We start from the raw sequence: 15,830 nt of genomic DNA on the forward strand, positions 1-15,830 counted from the left end.
GATACGTGCGCCGTTTCCCCAGATCTTGGTTCTGAGGTCGCGCCTGCGGCGGACTGGCCCCCGGGCGATTACAGGCGTCCGTCACCCCGCCAGCGGGACCCGCAGCGGTGCGGATGAGCATCCGCTGCCCGCGGGTTGTTCTTGCGGTGAAGGCACCGGGGTCTACGGCCGGTCGGCGCGGACGGTGGTGGGATCGGCTCCACTGCCCCCGGGGTTGGCGACACCGAACATCTGACCGAATTGGTGTCCCAGGTGCACCCCGGTGAGTCCTCGGGCGCTGAACTCGCGGGTGCTGTTGTCAGCCATGTGCAGGGTCACGCAGATCGCGCCGGTGTCCTGGGCGCTCTGCGCCGATGTCACCTGATCGGCGATGATGTCCGGTTGGGTTGCGTTCCGGCGAAGGGCTCGCTCCTCACGAGAGGTCAGCCACCACGCGGTCACGGCTGCGACGGCGGCTGCCGCGGCCAGCGCGAGGGCTGCCATCGCCAGCGCTGCACCGGCAGCCGCGTCCACGGCGTGACGGACTCCCAAGCCGGCCGCGGCCAGGGCCGCCGCTGCGAACACGGCACCGCCGGCGATCCGGAGTTGATGATGTCGCCAACCGGTCGTGGCGAGCACGTGGACGCCTGTGTCGACGAACAGGAGGGTGACCTGTGCGCCGGTGGAGGTGCGGACCCCTGCCAGTCTCACGCCGCCACGATAACGCTGCTCGGTGGAGCCGCCGCGGGCCCAACGCGTTGAGGCGCAGATCAACAGCTTGCCCGGACGGCTTCCGCCCGGTCCGGACGAGGCGGACCGTCGCCCGCGAGCTCAGCCTGCAGCCGCAGAGCGGCCGCGTTCCGCTCGGCCACCATCGCAGCGGCGTCAGCAGCCGCGGCGGCGGCCTCGTCAGCCGCCCGCTGCGCCGTGACCAGCTCGGCGTGTGCCTCGTCGACGAGGACCTGCGTGCAGGCCAGCAGCTGCGCCGCGGCGACGAGATCGGCGTGCGGGCCGCGGGCCGGCTGGTTCGGTGACGCCACCGTCGAGCTAGTCGCGCCTCCGATCACCGAGGACGGGATCGGGATGGTGCTCGACCACCACGACCTGGTCAGCCTGCAGGCGCTGGCGCAGCGAGTGATCGGCGCGGCGGAGTACGACTACGACGATCCGGATCGCACGATACCCGCCTACCCCCGGGCCGCCGCCGTCGAGGCGCCCGCGTCCAGCCAGGAGCAGATCCATGACCTGCTCACCGAGCAGCTCGACGCGGCGGCAGGCGAGGACCGATGAGCGCCGTCGCCGGCGGCCGGCGACGAGATGCTGGGAGAACCGGTACCAGCGTCGCCTCGATGCCGGGGGAAAACCCGGCGACCGTTTGCAACAGCTACATGCAAAATGTCATACGTCCGACGTAGCCTCGCGCGCGGACGATGCGGAGGTTGCTGTGCCACGAAAGATCACCCCCGCCCAGGCCAAGCGGATGGTCGACGACTACAACCGCAAGGTCAGGGCGCATAACCGCGAGGTGAAGCGCGCCGTCGACCAGTACAACCGCGAGGTGCGCGCGCACAACGCGCGGGTGCGGTCCAACCGGCAGCGGCTCAACGCCGAGATCGCACGGCTCAACCGCCAGCGGTCGACGACCCGCTACGTCACCGTGCAGACCTCCACCATCGAGCTGCACACCGCATACTCCCGCGTCGACGAGCTATCCGAGCAGTGGAACGCGCGCGGGCAGGAACTGGCCGACCTTGCGGAAGCCGAAACGGCCAACAGCGCGCGGGTCGCCAACGTCCTGCTGGACGAGACGGCCGTCGACGCGGACGACATCGAGGAGACGTCGCTCACCGACGAGTTGTCCGCGCTGTCGCAGGACCTGCACAACCGCTGGGAGGGTGCGCGGTTCGCGATCAACCCGCGAAACCCCGACGCCGCGCGGCATTTCTGCACCAGCGCCCGCGAGGTCATCGTGGAGCTGATCAACATGAGGGCTCCGGACGCTGCGGTGCTGCAGGCCAAGCCGGAGTGCGAGCGAGGCCCGGACGGCAGGCAGGTCGCGCGGCGGGAGAAGATCGGTTACCTGCTCGATCGCAACGGTGCCGGCTACGAGGCCCTGGGTGACTTCGTGGAAACGAACGTCAACGACGTGATGAACCTGTTCGCCCAGTTCAACAAGGGCACGCACGGCAGCGCGGGACGCTTCGACATCCCGACCCTGCGGACGATCAAGCACCGCGTCGAGGACGCCATTCGCTTCCTGTCCTCGCTGGTGCGTGGCGTCCAGCCGCCGCAGGACCGCGGGTAGTGCGGTAGGCCGCGGCCCCGGACGGCCGCGCGCAGACGGGTGCGGCGGCTACTGCGCGGCCGAGGCCATCTGCGCGGGCACGGGGGGCCGCCCGCGCCGAGAGCGCCGACGCGGCCCAGAAGGATGTCCGAATTCAAGGCGGCGGTCGCCGTAGCGACCGCCCGTGCCGACAGCTCGGAAGCCCGCTACGACCAGCTCCTCGCCGCTCTAGCGGCGGGTCAACCTGCGGCTGTCCGTCGACGAGTTCGCCGAGCTGGCGGCCGCGGCCGCGCGGTCGGGGAGACGCCGTCTGGATACGCCGCCCGGGTCGCGCTGGCGGTCGCGCGCGGCAACCAGGCCGCCGGCGTCGACGTCGCCGAGCTGCGCGAGCTGGCATACGACCTGTTGGACGCCCGAGCCGGGCTCGCCGACGGCAGCCCGGTGGCGGAATCGCCCGGCGAGATGCCGGCCGCGGCCGAGCGATGCCGGGTGGCGGTCGAGCAGGCCGGGCTGGCGCGGAATCGAACAGACGTACGACACGCCGGAGAACGTCGCCGCTTTTGTCATGACCTCGGTCTATGGTCTGAGGCAAGCGTCGAGATCACCTGGGAGATCTTGCGAAAGATCAAGGTCCGTGAGCTGGCCCGCCGGCTCACGGCTGTCAACGAGACCGCGATGACGCCGAGCGACGTCGTCGCGATGGCCGAGGTTGTGGTTAAGGCGAGGCCGAACGGGAGCGGGGCGTGGCGAGCCCTGCGCCGCTCGGCGGGACCCCCGGCACGCGTTCTGTCGATCATCATCCAGAACTGATCAGTTTGATGCCCTCCCGCATAGCCACCAGGGCCGACCCATCCAACCGCAGTCCACACTTCCGGTCGAAAATGGACCTATGTCGACCGGGGCTGACGAATCTTGGCCGGCGGTCATCGGTAAGGCAGATGTCGGTGCCCAACCCCTAACCCGCGCAGCAAGGGTCCGAGCAAACGCTCGACAACCTGCTGCGGCTGGGCAATCAGGTCGTCCGTCACGGCGGTGGTAACGCGTTGATAGCGCTCTCGACCATAGACAGCGTCCTTGAGTTCCAGGTGCATGCCCTGCGTGTGGTCCCACGCGACGGCGTCGGCCAGCCCGGTCAGCCTGACGCCGATGTTCCACTCACCCTGGTAGCCGGCGTACTGATCGGCGATCCGGCCTGAGAGCGCCAGAACGGCGTGGGTCAGGCTCAGGATGACTCCGGGGTGGACGACCTTCTGCGGCTCGGGCCGGGGGAAGAAGCGGTAACCATGCTCGATGTCGGTGCCTCGGCCACAGATCAGCGAGACGGTGCCGCTCTCGCGGACTACCAACTCGAGCACGTAGCGCTCGATGAGTTGGGCCAGACCCAGACCAGAGGTCAGCGCGACGCCCTCAGCGTGCTGTCGGCGCCGGTTGGCCTCATACAGCGCTGGATCGATCCGCGTCAGCCCAAATTCTCGGGCGATCTCCTGGTTCATGCCGACGACGAGGTGGGTGAAGTTCGGGTCGGTGAGCAGCGGCACCAGCACGTCGTCCGCGGCGGTGGCCGGCTGCACCAGCACGTAGAGGTGTCCAGACTCATGCTGGCTAGCAGGCACCGGGCAGTGTGCAACGAGATCTTCGAGCGCTTGTTCGACGTGTCGATGGCCGGCTTCGCGCTCGCGGTGAATGCGCCGTACGTCGTCGTCGCCGAGCTTGGTGTTGGCGCGGTCGCCGCGGCCGTAATAGACGTAGTCGACCATGTGCGGCGCCCGAGAGCTGGCAGGAACGTGCACGAGCAGGCACCCCCATCCGGGGCGATCCGGGTCGGCGATCTCCGTCGACCGAACGTCGAGCCGTGGTCGAACCTTGTCCCTGGCGACCTGGTCCACACGATCGGCGAGCTTGGCCAGCTCGACTCCGCAGACCTCGCCCGCGCGACTTTCGTCATCCTCGATGCCGATCACCAACAAGCCGCCGTCGACGGCCAGCGAGGCCAGGTCCTTGGCGAGATCGGTGTTGTGCTTCGGCTTACCGGTCGGCAGCTCCCGCTTGAGGTCGACCCAGTGGGACTCGTCGAGCAGTCCGCCCGCGGCAGCATCCAGAAGGTCTTGCCACGTGTCGGGCCGCCACCTGCCGTGGTCGGGACCTAGATAGGCGGTCGCGCTCGAGTTCATGCGCTATGTCCTACACCGCCAGCGGGCACCGCAGTAGTAGATAACTCGCTGAGCCGCGCCTCGGGTTCTGGGAGCTCGCTGGGGCGAAGTTGCGTGCCGCTCGCCAAAGACGGCAAGCGGGCCCTGGCCGCTCCAGGAAGCACACCTGTGCACGGTTGCGACGTCTGGGGTCAAACGGCAGTCTTTCGTAGCCGGCCAATCCGGCGTTTTAGCAAGTTAAAGTGCTCACCATGCCGATTAGCTTCGGGATGTCTCGTGATCGAGGAATTCCTGGTGCTGCACTGGCCGGTCGAGCCGATGCGGGCGGCCGGCACCGCCGAGCTGCCCGCCCGTCGCGTGCCAGGAAGATCGTCTACGAGCCGAAGTGGGACGGCTGGCGGGTACTCGTCTGGACCCAGGCCGACGGCGTCCGCCTGCAGTAGCGGCACGGCCGCGATCTGACCGCCTACTTTCCGGACATGTGCCGCGCTATCGCAGGGCCCTTACCGCCGGGTCTAGTGCTCGACGGCGAGCTGCTCGCTTGGGACGCCGACCGCGGCCGCACGGCCTTCGGTCAGCTGCGCCGCCGCGTCACCGCCGGCCGCGGCATCGACCGGCCCCGCACCGGTGTGCGACCCGCGTGGGCATCGCGCGCGTCTTCTCCTAAGATGCATAGGAGGTGAGTGCCGTGGCGACCGTCCACCGGCGCTGACGCGACAGGGAGGTGCTGGGGTGGGCTGTCCTGGTGTGTCCTGCCGGTGGCCGCCGGCCTGGGGCACGGGGCCGGCCGACGCCGCGGGGCCGAACAGCTGATGAGTGTCGTGGATGCCATGGCGTCTGACGCCGCGGATGCAGGGCCGGAGGCGGTGCTGTCCCGTCGGCCTCGGCCATGGCTCGCCGTGGCGTTCAGCGCGCTGGCCGGCGTCGCGATGCTGGCGGCGTTCCCCCCGTACGGCCTGTGGTGGGCCGCCCTACTCGGCGTGGCCCTGTTGGCCGTTGCCGTGCACCGGCGTCGGGCCCGGGTGGGAGCACTGCTGGGTGGGCTCGCCGGTCTGGGACTGTTTGTTCCGCTGCTCAGCTTCACGGGCCTGCAGGTGGGCTGGGCGCCGTGGTTCTTGCTGGCCGGGCTGCAGGCCGGGTTTCTTGCAGCGCTGGGCGCCGCCGCAGCGGCGACGAGCGCGCTCGTGGACCGGCGGCCGTGGTCCTGGCCGCTGGTGGCCGGTGTCCTGTGGGCGGGCCAGGAGGCGTTGCGGGGCCGTGTCCCGTTCGGCGGCTTCCCGTGGGGACGGCTGGCGTTCAGCCAGGCGGATGCCCCGGCCGCCGGGTTGGCGGCCCTCGGCGGTGCGCCGATGGTCACCTTCGCGGTAGCCGTCGCCGCCGGGCTGGTGGCCGTCGCCCTGTGGTCCTGGTGCTGGGGCTGGCAGGGTGTTGCCCGGCCGGTCTGGCAGCGCACATCCGCCGCCTTGGCCGGTGCCGTGACCGTCGTGGTCGGCGGTTTGGTGGTGCCGGCCGGTGCCGCGGACGGGCGCAGCATCGTGGTGCAGACCAACAACGCCACCTTCAACACCGCGCAGGCGGAGCAACAACTCGCCATGATCCGGCTGCGCGCCGTCGAACACGGCCGGCCCGCCGTCATGGCCTCCACCGTCGGGATCTCCGCAGTCGTCGCCCCCGACGGTGCATTGCGCGACGCCACCCGGTTCAACACCGCGGCGGTGATCGTCCGCGAGGTACGTCTTTCGGCCCGGACCACCGTAGCCACCCGGCTCGGTGTGCTGCCTGAGGTCGCCTTCGCCGTGGCGGCGCTGTCGGCACTCGTTCTGGCTCTGGTCCTGCGGACCCGCTCCTCTCTTCCCCGCCCGACACCGGCCTCACGGGGCCGGTCCAGCCATCGGATCGGCGATGCCTCGACAGACGCCCCATGACCGCTTCCTCGCCGTCGTGCAACCGATGGCACGCACCGACACGGAGCAGACTGCCCGCCTGCATGTCGCCCACCTGCCGGACGGCTTCTTCCCGCAACTCGGCGAGACCTACCTGCGCCGATGGCATCAGACGTTCATCGATGTGCCGTCGGCCGTCGCTCTCGTCATCAAGGATCGTGACGGACGGGTCGCAGCGTTCCTGCTCGGCACCACCGACCAGCACGCGTACGTCCGCGACGTGCTCGAGCGCGACCGGTACGCCCTCGCCTGGAGGGGTGTGGCCGGGATGCTGTCACATCCGGCCGTGGCGCGGCGGTTCCTCCGGACCCGCGCCGAGCTCTACGCCCGGAAACTGTGGTCGGGCGGCAGGCAGACCTCGGGGAGCAGCGGCGACGCCGGCCCCGGCACGCCGGCCGGCGACACCGCCCTGGCCCCGGTCGGGGTCGTCCACGCCATCGTGACGCGTCCCCCGTGCCGCGGGAAGGGGTACGGACGTCTGCTGCTGAGGCGGTACGAGTCGGAGCTGTCGGGTGCGGGAACGCCACACGCCGTGCTGGTCACCGGTGCGACGAACGCCGCGGCTGACTTCTATCGCCGGCTCGACTGGCGTGAGACGGGCAGGCATGTCGATCGGGATGGTCGGGAGATCATCCATTTCGAACGGATTGTCGGTCCGGCCTGATGGCCACGACGGGGCGGAACATCCGGCGGCGCACGGCCCTGGCGGCCCTCGGCGGTTCCCTGCTGTCCGCCTGTACCAACGAGAGCCGACCGGACCCCGCCGCGTCGGTCCCGCCGAATGCGCCGCCCTCTGCGCCGCCGGCAGCGTTGCCCGGCGCCGCCGCCTACCGGGCGTCACCTGGCGAGGTGGAGCCTGCCTGCAAGAACGCCGCGGTGGCGGCCGTCACCGCGGCGCTCACATGGCAGCCCGGGCAGCCGGCCCGGGCACTGGACGACCGGCTCCGGCAGGCGGGGGCCACGCCGTCCCTGGCACCCGACCTCTACGCGCTGGTCGACGACCATCTCACCTCCACGCTCGAGGTGGTCTATCCGCAGTACGGCGGTCTCGGCCGTGGCCGTAGGGATGCCAGCGTCATGATCGTCGCGCGGCAGACGTGGCGCACAGCGGCAGGCGCCACGCCCCAGACGCGGGAACTCACGATCGATGTCCGGCTCCGGCATGCGAATCGGCGCTGGGCCGCCGAGTCGGCCTCCGTGTCGGCCCCGCCGCCCCTCGCCGCGAGCCTGGATGCGGCCACGCGCCGGCTGCTGGGCAACGACGGCGTGGTCCTGCCCGCGGCCGCCCGCGCGGACCTGCTCAGTGGCGCCATCGACCCGCGGTTGGTGCGCGTTCTCGGCGCGTTGAGCCGCACCTGGCGCATCCACGTGCAGGTTCTCAGATCCGGGCACCCCAGGAACGTGTACGGGACCGCTCGCCTGTCCAACCACACCCGGGGACAAGCTGTTGACGTGTGGGCGATCGACGACATTCCGGTCATCGAACAGCGAGCATCAGTGGCGTCTGCCGTGATGCGTCAGGCGGCCGCGGCGGGTGCGGACGAGATCGGAGGACCGCTCGACCCCGACGGCCGTAACGGGCGGCCACCGTATTTCACCAACGACGTGCACAAGGACCACATCCATGTAGGTTTTGAGGTCCGTTGAGGACACCCTGCTTGGGCACCCGGGCGGCGCCTCCGGACGTATGAACTGGGCGGAGGCCTGCCGGCGACAGACCTCATCCCGGCGCCAGGCGATCGCAACGACTGAGCGGTAGACGTGGGCCGGCGTGACTGTCCGGGTCGGGTTGCCCTCATCGTCGTAGTCAGCCAATTCCGGCTCGTCCCGGCCGCTTCAGGGCGTCCGTCTGCAGTGCTTGACTCGGAAGGTCCACCACAGAGAGAGGTGTTCGTTCGGGAGGTCAGCATGCTGAAGCCAATCCGGGTAGGTGTCGTGGTGGCGGCTGTTCTGGCGCTCCTGGCGCCGGCCACGCCGAGCAGCGCCGGGCACGAGAGCGACCCGCGTACGAGGAACCTGCAGCCGTTGGGTCACACGGACGAGGACCGGCGGGTGACCGACTTCTTCCAACCGTTCTTCACCGATGCGGCGTTCTGGGGGAAGGTGGCCTACCAGGGTGTCTGGTGGGGTGGCTTCCGTACCATCGACGTGTCGGACCCGCGGCGGCCGAGGGTGCTGTCCGAGGTCGACTGCGGCGTTTTCCAGGGCGACATCGGTGTGTGGGGCGACCTGGTGTTCCGATCCGTCGACTCGCCGGTGACGGCGACCAACGCGCAGCAGACCTGCGCCAACGACAGCCCGGCGGTGCTCGCCCCGGCGGGCGGCTTCGAGGGTATTCAGATCTTCCGCGTCAAAGATCCACGGCGTGCGTCCGCGCGTGACCTTGTGACGGTGGTCGGCACGGACTGCGGCTCGCACACGCACACGGTGGTGCCGGATCTGCGCAACGGCCGGATACTGCTGTACGTCTCGAGCAGCGGCGCAGCGCCCGAGTACGCCGCCACCAGATTCGGCAACAGCTGTTCCGCGGAGCACGGCAAGTTCCAGGTCGTCGAGGTGCCGATCCGCGCGCCGCAGCGTGCGCGCGTGATCGCCGACGTGCCGCTCGGGCGCTCGGCGGATGCGACGGTCGCCAACGACTGCCACGACATCGGCGTGCTGATGAACCAGGGCCGTCGCCTGGCGGTGTGCGCGGGCGACGTGGCGGTGCTCTTCGACATCACGAATCCGGCGGCTCCCCGGTTCCTGCGCAGTTTCTCCGCGCCGGGGGTGAGCTCGTGGCACTCCGGTCAGTTCAGCTACGACGGCCGGGTGGCCGTGATGGGCTGGGAGCCCGGCGGTGGGGTGGCCCCCGAGTGCGAGGCGGCCGACCCTGCGGTCAACAAGAGCATCTTCTTCTTCGACACCCGCACGGGCCGCCTGCTCGGCACCTGGCAGCTGCCGCGCCCGCAGTCAGCGACCGAGAACTGCACCATCCACAACTACGGCATCGTGCCCACCGCTCGTCGTGACGTCCTTGTCACGGGGGCCTACCAGGCAGGAACCTGGGTCGTCGACTTCACCGATCCTCGGCGGCCCCGCACCCTGGCGTGGACCGATCCACCGTCCTACGACCCGGCGAACCTCACCCTGGCAGGCGCGTGGGGCAGCTACTGGTACAACGGGCACATCTACGAAACGAACATCACCGAGGGGCTCAACATCTACCGACTGCGGCACCCGGCCGTCCGCGGCGCCCGTTGGCAGCCCTTCCTGAACCCGCAGACGCAGCTCGGTCCTGTCCGGTGAGGTGATCGACTGCGCACCCGGTCACCCGCGCGAACCGCGGGTGACCGGGCGGGCCGATCAGGCCAGATCCTCCCCGCTCGGCGGGATGACGATCACCGGCCGGCGCGTGTGGTGCAGCACGGCGGCGGACGTGCTGCCGAGCAGCGCCGCCGTGACACCGCTCCGGCCACGGCTTCCGAGAACGATGGCCCTGGCGCCGAGCCCATCGGCCGCCTCGACGATCGCCTCGGCCGCGGTGGCGAGGGTGGAGGAGACGTGCGGATCCGCGGTCAGGCCGGCCTTGCGTGCCAGCTCAGCCCCCTCGGCGGCGATCCGTTCCGAGGCGTTCAAGGTCGCCGCGTCGATGCCGCGGAGATCCTCGAGGGCGGGATGGCCCTCGAGGTGCGCCGCGAGGCTCTCGAGGGGCTGGCGGGCGTAGAGGACGACAGCGGCGGCGCCCGGAAGCAGGTGAGCCGCGGTGCCGATGGCGGTGCGGGAGTTGGGCGAGCCGTCGTAGGCGATCAGCAGCGGGCCGGTGGTGGTCATGGCGGTCTCCTTCGTGATCTGTCTGGTGGGGAAGGGGGTGCGTCAGCCGACCTGCGCCGGTTCGGCGGTGGTCGTGGTGTCGCGCTGGGGGGTGCTGCGCAGGGTGAGAGCAGCCAGGATGGCCCCGGCGGCGGCGATGGCGCCGGCGCCGATCAGGGCGGCGGAGTACCCGTCGGTGAGGGCGACGGTGTCGCCGAGCCGGCCGGCGCCGTATGAGGTGGCGACGGCGGTCATGGCGGCCAGTCCGAGCGCGGAGCCGACCTGGTAGCTGGTGTTGACGATGCCCGCGGCGAGACCGCCCTCCTCGGGCCGGGCGCTGGCGATGGCGGTACCCAGGGACGGGATGAACGCCAGCGACATGCCGAGGGCTGCGACGAGCGAGGCGGGCAGGACGTCGACGAGGAAGCTGCCGGTCGGCCGGATCAGGGCGAGCCAGCCGAGGCCGGCGGCCAGCACCGCCAGGCCGGTGACGATCATGGGCTTCGGCCCGAACCGGTTGATGGCCCGCGGTGCGATCGCGATCATGCCGATCATGATGAGGATCGTCATGGGCAGCAGCGCGGCGCCGCTGGGGAAGGCGCTGTAGCCGAGGACCTGCTGCAGGTACAGGTTGAGGTAGAACCACATCGGGATCCACGCCGCGCCGAGCAGCAGCTGGGCGAGGTTGGCGGCGCCGAGGTTCGGGGTGCGGAAGATGGACAGCCGCATCAGCGGCTCCCGCCGGTTCGCCTGGATGGCGAGGAACGCGATGAGCGCCGCCGCGGCGCCGGCCAGCGCGATCCAGGTCTGACCGGAGGTCCAGCCGACCTCGGGGGCCCGGACGATCGCGTAGACGGCCGCGCCCAGTCCGACCGTGACGGTGAGGGCGCCGGCGATGTCGAGCGAGCCGCGGCGGACACCACCGGCGGGCATGAGCGCGGGGGTGGCGATCAGCGCCAGCGCGGCGATCGGGATGTTGATGTAGAAGACCCACGGCCAGCTGACGTACTCGGTGATGACGCCGCCGAGGAACACCCCGGCCGTGCCGCCCGCCGGCGCGGCTGCCCCGTAGAGGGCCAGGGCCTTGGTGAGTTCCTTCGGCTCGGCGCCGAACAGCAGCATCAGCAGCGTCAGCGCGGACGGGGCGATCAGGGCCGCTCCGACGCCCTGCGCGGCGCGGGCGGACAGCTCGACCGCCACGCTGTCCGCGAGCCCCGCCGCGGCGGAGCCGGCGAGCAGGATCAACCAGCCGGTGCTGAACATCCGCCGGGCGCCGAAGAGGTCCGACAGCCGGCCGCCCAGGAGCAGCAGGCCGCCGAACGCAACGACGTAGGCGTTGAACACCCAGGACAGGTTCTCGGGCGAGAAGCCGAGGTCCTGCTGGATGCGGGGGAGGGCCACGCCGATGATCGACGTGTCCATGATGACGATGAACTGGGCGAGTGCGATGAGCCCCAGGGCCCACCACCGCTTGTTCCGCTGTGCCATGACGACCTCTCCTCGATACCCCCGGCAGGTATCCGGGACGTGTGAAGAGATGTACCCCCAGGGGGTATTGGACGTCAAGTGTCTGGCTCAGATGTGTTCCCGGCCACTCGCGGCTGCCGCCTGTGGCCGCTGTACCCTAGGGGGGTAAGGTAAGTCTTCGACAGGACGAGGATGAGGAGAAGCCCATGTGCTCCAGCGAATCCAGCTGCGGCTGCGCCACCGCTTCCGCCGGGCCGGTTGCCACGGGGAACAGCGGCGTCGAGGCCGTCTACGCGGTGTCGGGGATGACCTGCGGCGGCTGCGCCAACCGCGTGACGGAGCAGGTGTCCACGGTCGCCGGCGTGACGGGGGTGCAGATCGACGTCGCCAGCGGCACGGTGACCGTCACGAGCGACAGCCCCGTTCCGGCCGGGGATGTGCAAGCAGCCGTCGAGCGGGCCGGCTACCAGCTGGTCAGCTGACTGTGTCGCGTCCGCCGGGACGCGTGAGTTCCGGCGGACGCGTCGTCCTGTCATGTGGTCGGTTTGTATCCCCAGTGCCAGGGCTCCCGCGGCGTGTCCTCGTGGAAGCCGAATCGGGGCCCGTTTGCGCGCATCCAGGACTGGGCCTTGGCGTTCAGGTTGAGGTCCGCGGCCATGCCCCAGCCGTGGTCGCTGGTGCCGGGCTTCGCGGCCAAGCCCCCCTGTGAGTAGAGACCCTTGCGGCGAACGAGGTCGACCTGCTCGGCATAGGGACGGTACGAGTCGGTGATGCCGATCGTCACGCCGTCCCGCCGCGCTGCCGCGATCATCGACTCAAGGGCATCTGCCGCTGGAGCCCAGAGGCGGTGCCCAGTGTTGCCCACCTTGCTCAGCGCCTGCTCGGGAATCTTCCCGTTGCCGTACGCCGCCAGGCTGACCGGAACACCGTTCGCATTCAGGGCAGTTGAAGCGCCCGATGGCGTCGTGGTAGTCGCCCTGACGGCCTGGTCGAGCGCGGCGGCGAAGGTGGAGCCCGACGTCGCGGTGCGAACCGGGGCGGCAACCGCCAGTTGGGCGACGTGAGCCTGGATCTGCGAGATTCGAGCCGTGACTCCCTCGATGCCCTGCAACGGTGTGATTCCTCCCCGGCGCTGAACTGACCCTTTCTTCATCGGTCGCCCGGAGCGTGTACTGAGAGGTTCAGGTCCCCATTCACGTCAGGTGAGTGGCGCTGCGGCGTCCCGGTACGCCTGGACGACGGCCACGCTGAGGCCGAGCAGCACGGCGCCGGCGATCACATGGTGCCAGAGGGCGCGGCGCACCGCGGGGTAGCGCGCGGCGGCCGCGCCGAGGAGAAGGTGGCGCCCGCGCAGCGTGAAGATCAGCAGCAGTGCCGCAACGAGCCACTGGCCGGACGAGAACGCCTGAACGGCGGCACTCGCGTCGCCGGCCACGGCGGCCAGCGTGCGGAGGGTGCTCGTGGCGAGCACGACGACGAGCACGATGGTGACTCCGCGAGCCCACCGCTCAAGGACCTTCACAGTGTCGGGGCCGGGCCCGCGGCGGAGGGCCCAGCTGGCGCAGGCAACCGTCCCCGCCCAGGCGGCCGTCGCCACGACCTGCGCCACGTCGAGGGCCGCGGTCGCGACATCCGAGGGCGTTCGAGCGGCGTGCGCGGTCAGGGGCCAGGTCGCCGTACCGGCGACGGCCAGCACTGTCAGGAGTGCGTAGTCCGGGCGGCGCACCTGGTCCGGAGGCCGGTTGAACAGGGGTCGCAGCAGCCATGCCGCCACGCACAGGACGGCGAGCCGCAGCGTGAGGAGGGCGCCGTACCCATCGCTGCCCGGCTCAGGGGCGGCGGTGTGCCGCCACAGCTGCGCCGCAGTCCCGGCGGCCAGCAGCACGATACCGAGATGGGCAAGCCAAGCAGCCGTGCGCCCGCGACGAGGGGCTGATCCCAGCAGCGCCGAGGTCAGCACCGCTCCCACAACGAGCGCGAGTCCGGCCAGCTGCGCGTAGGTGATCACTGGGATGGCGCTGGTGAACGACGAGCTGGCGAGGATCACGGCGGCGCTTAACCCCTCTGGGCGGTTGCTGGACGGTCGTCGCTTCACCCTGTCACGTCGTCGAGGCCCGAGTCGGCACGGTCGCACGTATCGGCGGTCAGGTAGACGTCCCGGGAGGCCACCCATGCCACCGGGCCGGTGCGCACGTCCGTGTCCGGCGCTGCAGCTGGGCCTCGCCGCACGTGCCGGCGTGCAGGTCCTAGGCGACGCGCGATTGACCTACTATGTCGGTTAGGAGATGCCCGCCTGGCTCCGCTATCGTGTTCCGGATGCGTGGCTGGTCCGCCGTCTGGCGAACATTCGTCTGCGGGATCACTCTCTGGGGCGCCCTCTGCGTAGCCGTCGTCCCGCACGCGCCTGCGACGAGTGGCGCCCTCAGTGGTGACGGCCGCTTCGCCGACATGGCGTCCGGGAGTCCGGCTCTCGTGGCCGCCGTGGCGTCCACCGACGGCGACGGCGGTGGATGGCACCGCGCCGGCGTTGCTCCCCACGGCGCCGGCTGTGTCGACGTCGGCGCATTCGTTACGGCCAGGGCCCCCGGGATGGCTGCTGACGTGTCGGCCGGCAACACGCCGATCGTGGGACAGGCTGCTGCCCACGGCAGTCCGCGCGCATGCCCGGCGAAGCCGCCAGGGGCGCTCATCGGGCTCACCCTCACATCTGCCACGGTCGTCCGCGTCTAGGAGCGGTCCGGCCCGGTACGCAGCCGCCTCAAGGTACGCCGCTGCCGCCGGCACCGTGACCGTCAACTTAGTCGTTCACTCCGCGCCCTCGCTGATCGGCGATCCGCGCGACAGCGCTGTGTCCACGTCTCCCGCGCCTACTGCGCCCGGGACGGTTGTGACGGGCTGTGCGGGCCTGCCTGGGGGGCCTGGCATACCGGAGACCGATGTGCAAAAGCATTCGAACAAGTTCTTCCCGCTACGGCAGGTTCTCGCACTGTCCGTTGCTGCCGCGCTTCTCGGTGCCGCAACCTGGGTGGTCGCCCAGCGACCCCGTGCCGCGCCCGTGCGGTTGGTGCCGACGGGGCCGTACGTGGCGGCGGCGATCCGGCCGTCGGCATCCCAAGCCGATCAGGACGCCGCGGTGCAGCGCTTCTATGCCGCCTGGAAGTCCGCGTTCCTCCGCGAGGGGTGCGGGGATGGGGCCTACCGGGTCTATTCGCCGGACGCGGCGTACCCGTATGTCGCCGAGGCTCAGGGGTACGGCCTCGTGATCACGGCATCGATGGCCGGAAGGGATCCGGAAGCCAGGACCTTCTTCGACGGCATACTTCGATACGTCCTGGCGCATCCGTCGGTGAACGATCCGGCCCTGACGGCCGCCGAGCAGAATGCAGACTGCTCGGACGTCGGCGGCGGCGACTCCGCCACGGACGGCGACCTCGACATCGCGTACGCGCTGCTGCTCGCCCACAAGCAGTGGGGGAGCGGCGGTGGGCTCGACTACCGAGCGCTGGCTCTCCGTCGCATCCATGCCATCAAGCGCAGCGAGGTGAATCCGTCCACCCGGCTGATGCTGCTCGGTGACTGGAGTAAGCCCGGCAGCCCGCTGTACCGGACCTCGCGGACCTCGGACTGGATGGCGCATCACTTCCGGGCCTTCCGCGCGGCCACGGGAGACAGCGAGTGGGACGCCATCCTTTCCGCCCACCAGAAGGCCATCGTCGCCCTGCAGGCCACCGTCAGCCCCGAGACCGGGCTGCTGCCCGACTTCGTGCAGGCCGCCGAGGGAGGTGTCGTACCGGTCGAGGGCAAGGTCCTCGAGTCCGACTACGACGGCGCCTACTACTTCAACGCCTGCCGCGATCCATGGCGGATCGGCCTGGACGCCATCACGTCCGGCGACAAAGCGTCGCTGACTGCGGCCCGGAACATCACCGCGTGGGCGGTGTCCGTCACCGGAGGCGACCCCCGCAACATCGGCACCGGCTACACGCTCGCCGGCGAACGCCTCAGCGAGCAGAATGATCCTGCCTTCTGGGCTCCGCTGGCCGTGGCGGCGATGACCGATCCCGGCGGACAGGCCTGGCTCGACGCCCTCTGGACCATGATGGCGGGCGCCCGGGTTGAGGCGGGAAGCTACTTCGGGGCAACGATCCAGCTTCAGGCCATGCTCATCGTGACGGGGCGTTACGTCCCTGTGTGACAGCGCCACATCGACCGGAA

Annotated in this window: 16 protein-coding genes; 9 read left to right on the top strand and 7 right to left on the bottom strand. The window is 70.4% G+C overall.

All coding sequences use genetic code 11. From position 1 onward, the window contains the following. Window positions 1-162 precede the first annotated feature (162 nt). Entirely contained in the window at window positions 163-690 is a 528-nt protein-coding gene (locus Sya03_RS28830) for a hypothetical protein (RefSeq protein ID WP_203941592.1), read from the bottom strand. A gap of 59 nt (window positions 691-749) precedes the next feature. Beyond that, a complete protein-coding gene (locus Sya03_RS28835) occupies window positions 750-1,046 on the bottom strand; it encodes a hypothetical protein (protein ID WP_203941593.1) in 297 nt (98 codons plus the stop codon). A 16-nt stretch (window positions 1,047-1,062) separates the two neighbouring features. On the opposite strand from Sya03_RS28835, the gene Sya03_RS28840 reads away from it, so the two are divergent. The 3 genes from Sya03_RS28840 (at window position 1,063) to Sya03_RS28850 (ending at window position 3,073) form a co-directional block, all read left to right on the top strand. Beyond that, on the top strand, window positions 1,063-1,269 hold the full coding sequence (locus tag Sya03_RS28840; RefSeq protein WP_203941594.1) for a hypothetical protein: 207 nt from the start codon (window positions 1,063-1,065) through the stop codon (window positions 1,267-1,269). 154 nt (window positions 1,270-1,423) lie between these two features. Next, entirely contained in the window at window positions 1,424-2,284 is an 861-nt protein-coding gene (locus Sya03_RS28845) for a pPIWI-associating nuclease domain-containing protein (protein WP_203941595.1), read from the top strand. Window positions 2,285-2,407: 123 nt separating this feature from the next. Next, the gene (locus Sya03_RS28850) at window positions 2,408-3,073 is read left to right on the top strand and encodes a hypothetical protein (protein WP_203941596.1); all 666 of its coding nucleotides are present in this window, start codon (window positions 2,408-2,410) and stop codon (window positions 3,071-3,073) included. A gap of 113 nt (window positions 3,074-3,186) precedes the next feature. On the opposite strand, the gene Sya03_RS28855 is transcribed toward Sya03_RS28850, so the two are convergent. Beyond that, window positions 3,187-4,434: an AlbA family DNA-binding domain-containing protein gene (locus Sya03_RS28855; RefSeq protein WP_203941597.1), complete on the bottom strand. Its 1,248-nt coding sequence runs from the start codon at window positions 4,432-4,434 to the stop codon at window positions 3,187-3,189. Between the two features lie 809 nt (window positions 4,435-5,243). On the opposite strand from Sya03_RS28855, the gene Sya03_RS28860 reads away from it, so the two are divergent. The 4 genes from Sya03_RS28860 to Sya03_RS28875 all read left to right on the top strand — a co-directional run bounded on the left by Sya03_RS28860 (window position 5,244) and on the right by Sya03_RS28875 (window position 9,644). Further along, window positions 5,244-6,338 carry a hypothetical protein gene (locus tag Sya03_RS28860; RefSeq protein WP_203941598.1) on the top strand — a complete coding sequence of 365 codons (1,095 nt, stop codon included), beginning with the start codon at window positions 5,244-5,246 and terminating at the stop codon, window positions 6,336-6,338. A 25-nt stretch (window positions 6,339-6,363) separates the two neighbouring features. Beyond that, on the top strand, window positions 6,364-7,020 hold the full coding sequence (locus tag Sya03_RS28865) for a GNAT family N-acetyltransferase (RefSeq protein WP_203941599.1): 657 nt from the start codon (window positions 6,364-6,366) through the stop codon (window positions 7,018-7,020). Then, window positions 7,020-8,003 carry a hypothetical protein gene (locus Sya03_RS28870; protein WP_203941600.1) on the top strand — a complete coding sequence of 328 codons (984 nt, stop codon included), beginning with the start codon at window positions 7,020-7,022 and terminating at the stop codon, window positions 8,001-8,003. Before Sya03_RS28865 ends, Sya03_RS28870 begins: the two co-directional genes overlap by 1 nt. A gap of 261 nt (window positions 8,004-8,264) precedes the next feature. Further along, complete coding sequence (locus Sya03_RS28875; RefSeq protein ID WP_203941601.1) at window positions 8,265-9,644, top strand: LVIVD repeat-containing protein; 1,380 nt, start codon at window positions 8,265-8,267, stop codon at window positions 9,642-9,644. A gap of 57 nt (window positions 9,645-9,701) precedes the next feature. Here the strand turns inward: Sya03_RS28875 and Sya03_RS28880 are convergent, their stop codons facing one another. Both Sya03_RS28880 and Sya03_RS28885 read right to left on the bottom strand, forming a co-directional pair. Beyond that, window positions 9,702-10,169: a universal stress protein gene (locus Sya03_RS28880; RefSeq protein ID WP_203941602.1), complete on the bottom strand. Its 468-nt coding sequence runs from the start codon at window positions 10,167-10,169 to the stop codon at window positions 9,702-9,704. A 42-nt stretch (window positions 10,170-10,211) separates the two neighbouring features. Beyond that, a complete protein-coding gene (locus Sya03_RS28885) occupies window positions 10,212-11,636 on the bottom strand; it encodes an MFS transporter (protein ID WP_203941603.1) in 1,425 nt (474 codons plus the stop codon). 185 nt (window positions 11,637-11,821) lie between these two features. On the opposite strand from Sya03_RS28885, the gene Sya03_RS31420 reads away from it, so the two are divergent. Further along, window positions 11,822-12,097: a heavy-metal-associated domain-containing protein gene (locus tag Sya03_RS31420; RefSeq protein WP_203941604.1), complete on the top strand. Its 276-nt coding sequence runs from the start codon at window positions 11,822-11,824 to the stop codon at window positions 12,095-12,097. Between the two features lie 50 nt (window positions 12,098-12,147). On the opposite strand, the gene Sya03_RS28895 is transcribed toward Sya03_RS31420, so the two are convergent. Both Sya03_RS28895 and Sya03_RS28900 read right to left on the bottom strand, forming a co-directional pair. Then, complete coding sequence (locus tag Sya03_RS28895; protein ID WP_239107926.1) at window positions 12,148-12,726, bottom strand: M15 family metallopeptidase; 579 nt, start codon at window positions 12,724-12,726, stop codon at window positions 12,148-12,150. An 87-nt stretch (window positions 12,727-12,813) separates the two neighbouring features. Then, window positions 12,814-13,662: a hypothetical protein gene (locus Sya03_RS28900; protein WP_203941606.1), complete on the bottom strand. Its 849-nt coding sequence runs from the start codon at window positions 13,660-13,662 to the stop codon at window positions 12,814-12,816. 891 nt (window positions 13,663-14,553) lie between these two features. Here Sya03_RS28900 and Sya03_RS28905 point away from each other — a divergent pair. After that, window positions 14,554-15,810, top strand: a complete 1,257-nt coding sequence (locus tag Sya03_RS28905; protein ID WP_203941607.1) for a family 8 glycosyl hydrolase — start codon at window positions 14,554-14,556, stop codon at window positions 15,808-15,810. Window positions 15,811-15,830: the final 20 nt, after the last annotated feature.

This window comes from Spirilliplanes yamanashiensis (genome assembly GCF_016863475.1).
Classification (GTDB): Bacteria; Actinomycetota; Actinomycetes; order Mycobacteriales; family Micromonosporaceae; genus Spirilliplanes; species Spirilliplanes yamanashiensis.

Excerpts from the sequence above, each read along its gene's own strand:
- Sya03_RS28840 (WP_203941594.1), top strand. The coding sequence starts at position 1,063 with ATGGTGCTCGACCACCACGACCTGGTCAGCCTGCAGGCGCTGGCGCAG.
- Sya03_RS28850 (WP_203941596.1), top strand. The coding sequence starts at position 2,408 with ATGTCCGAATTCAAGGCGGCGGTCGCCGTAGCGACCGCCCGTGCCGAC.
- Sya03_RS28855 (WP_203941597.1), bottom strand. The coding sequence starts at position 4,434 with ATGAACTCGAGCGCGACCGCCTATCTAGGTCCCGACCACGGCAGGTGG.
- Sya03_RS28860 (WP_203941598.1), top strand. The coding sequence starts at position 5,244 with ATGGCGTCTGACGCCGCGGATGCAGGGCCGGAGGCGGTGCTGTCCCGT.
- Sya03_RS28865 (WP_203941599.1), top strand. The coding sequence starts at position 6,364 with ATGGCACGCACCGACACGGAGCAGACTGCCCGCCTGCATGTCGCCCAC.
- Sya03_RS28870 (WP_203941600.1), top strand. The coding sequence starts at position 7,020 with ATGGCCACGACGGGGCGGAACATCCGGCGGCGCACGGCCCTGGCGGCC.
- Sya03_RS28875 (WP_203941601.1), top strand. The coding sequence starts at position 8,265 with ATGCTGAAGCCAATCCGGGTAGGTGTCGTGGTGGCGGCTGTTCTGGCG.
- Sya03_RS28880 (WP_203941602.1), bottom strand. The coding sequence starts at position 10,169 with ATGACCACCACCGGCCCGCTGCTGATCGCCTACGACGGCTCGCCCAAC.
- Sya03_RS28885 (WP_203941603.1), bottom strand. The coding sequence starts at position 11,636 with ATGGCACAGCGGAACAAGCGGTGGTGGGCCCTGGGGCTCATCGCACTC.
- Sya03_RS31420 (WP_203941604.1), top strand. The coding sequence starts at position 11,822 with ATGTGCTCCAGCGAATCCAGCTGCGGCTGCGCCACCGCTTCCGCCGGG.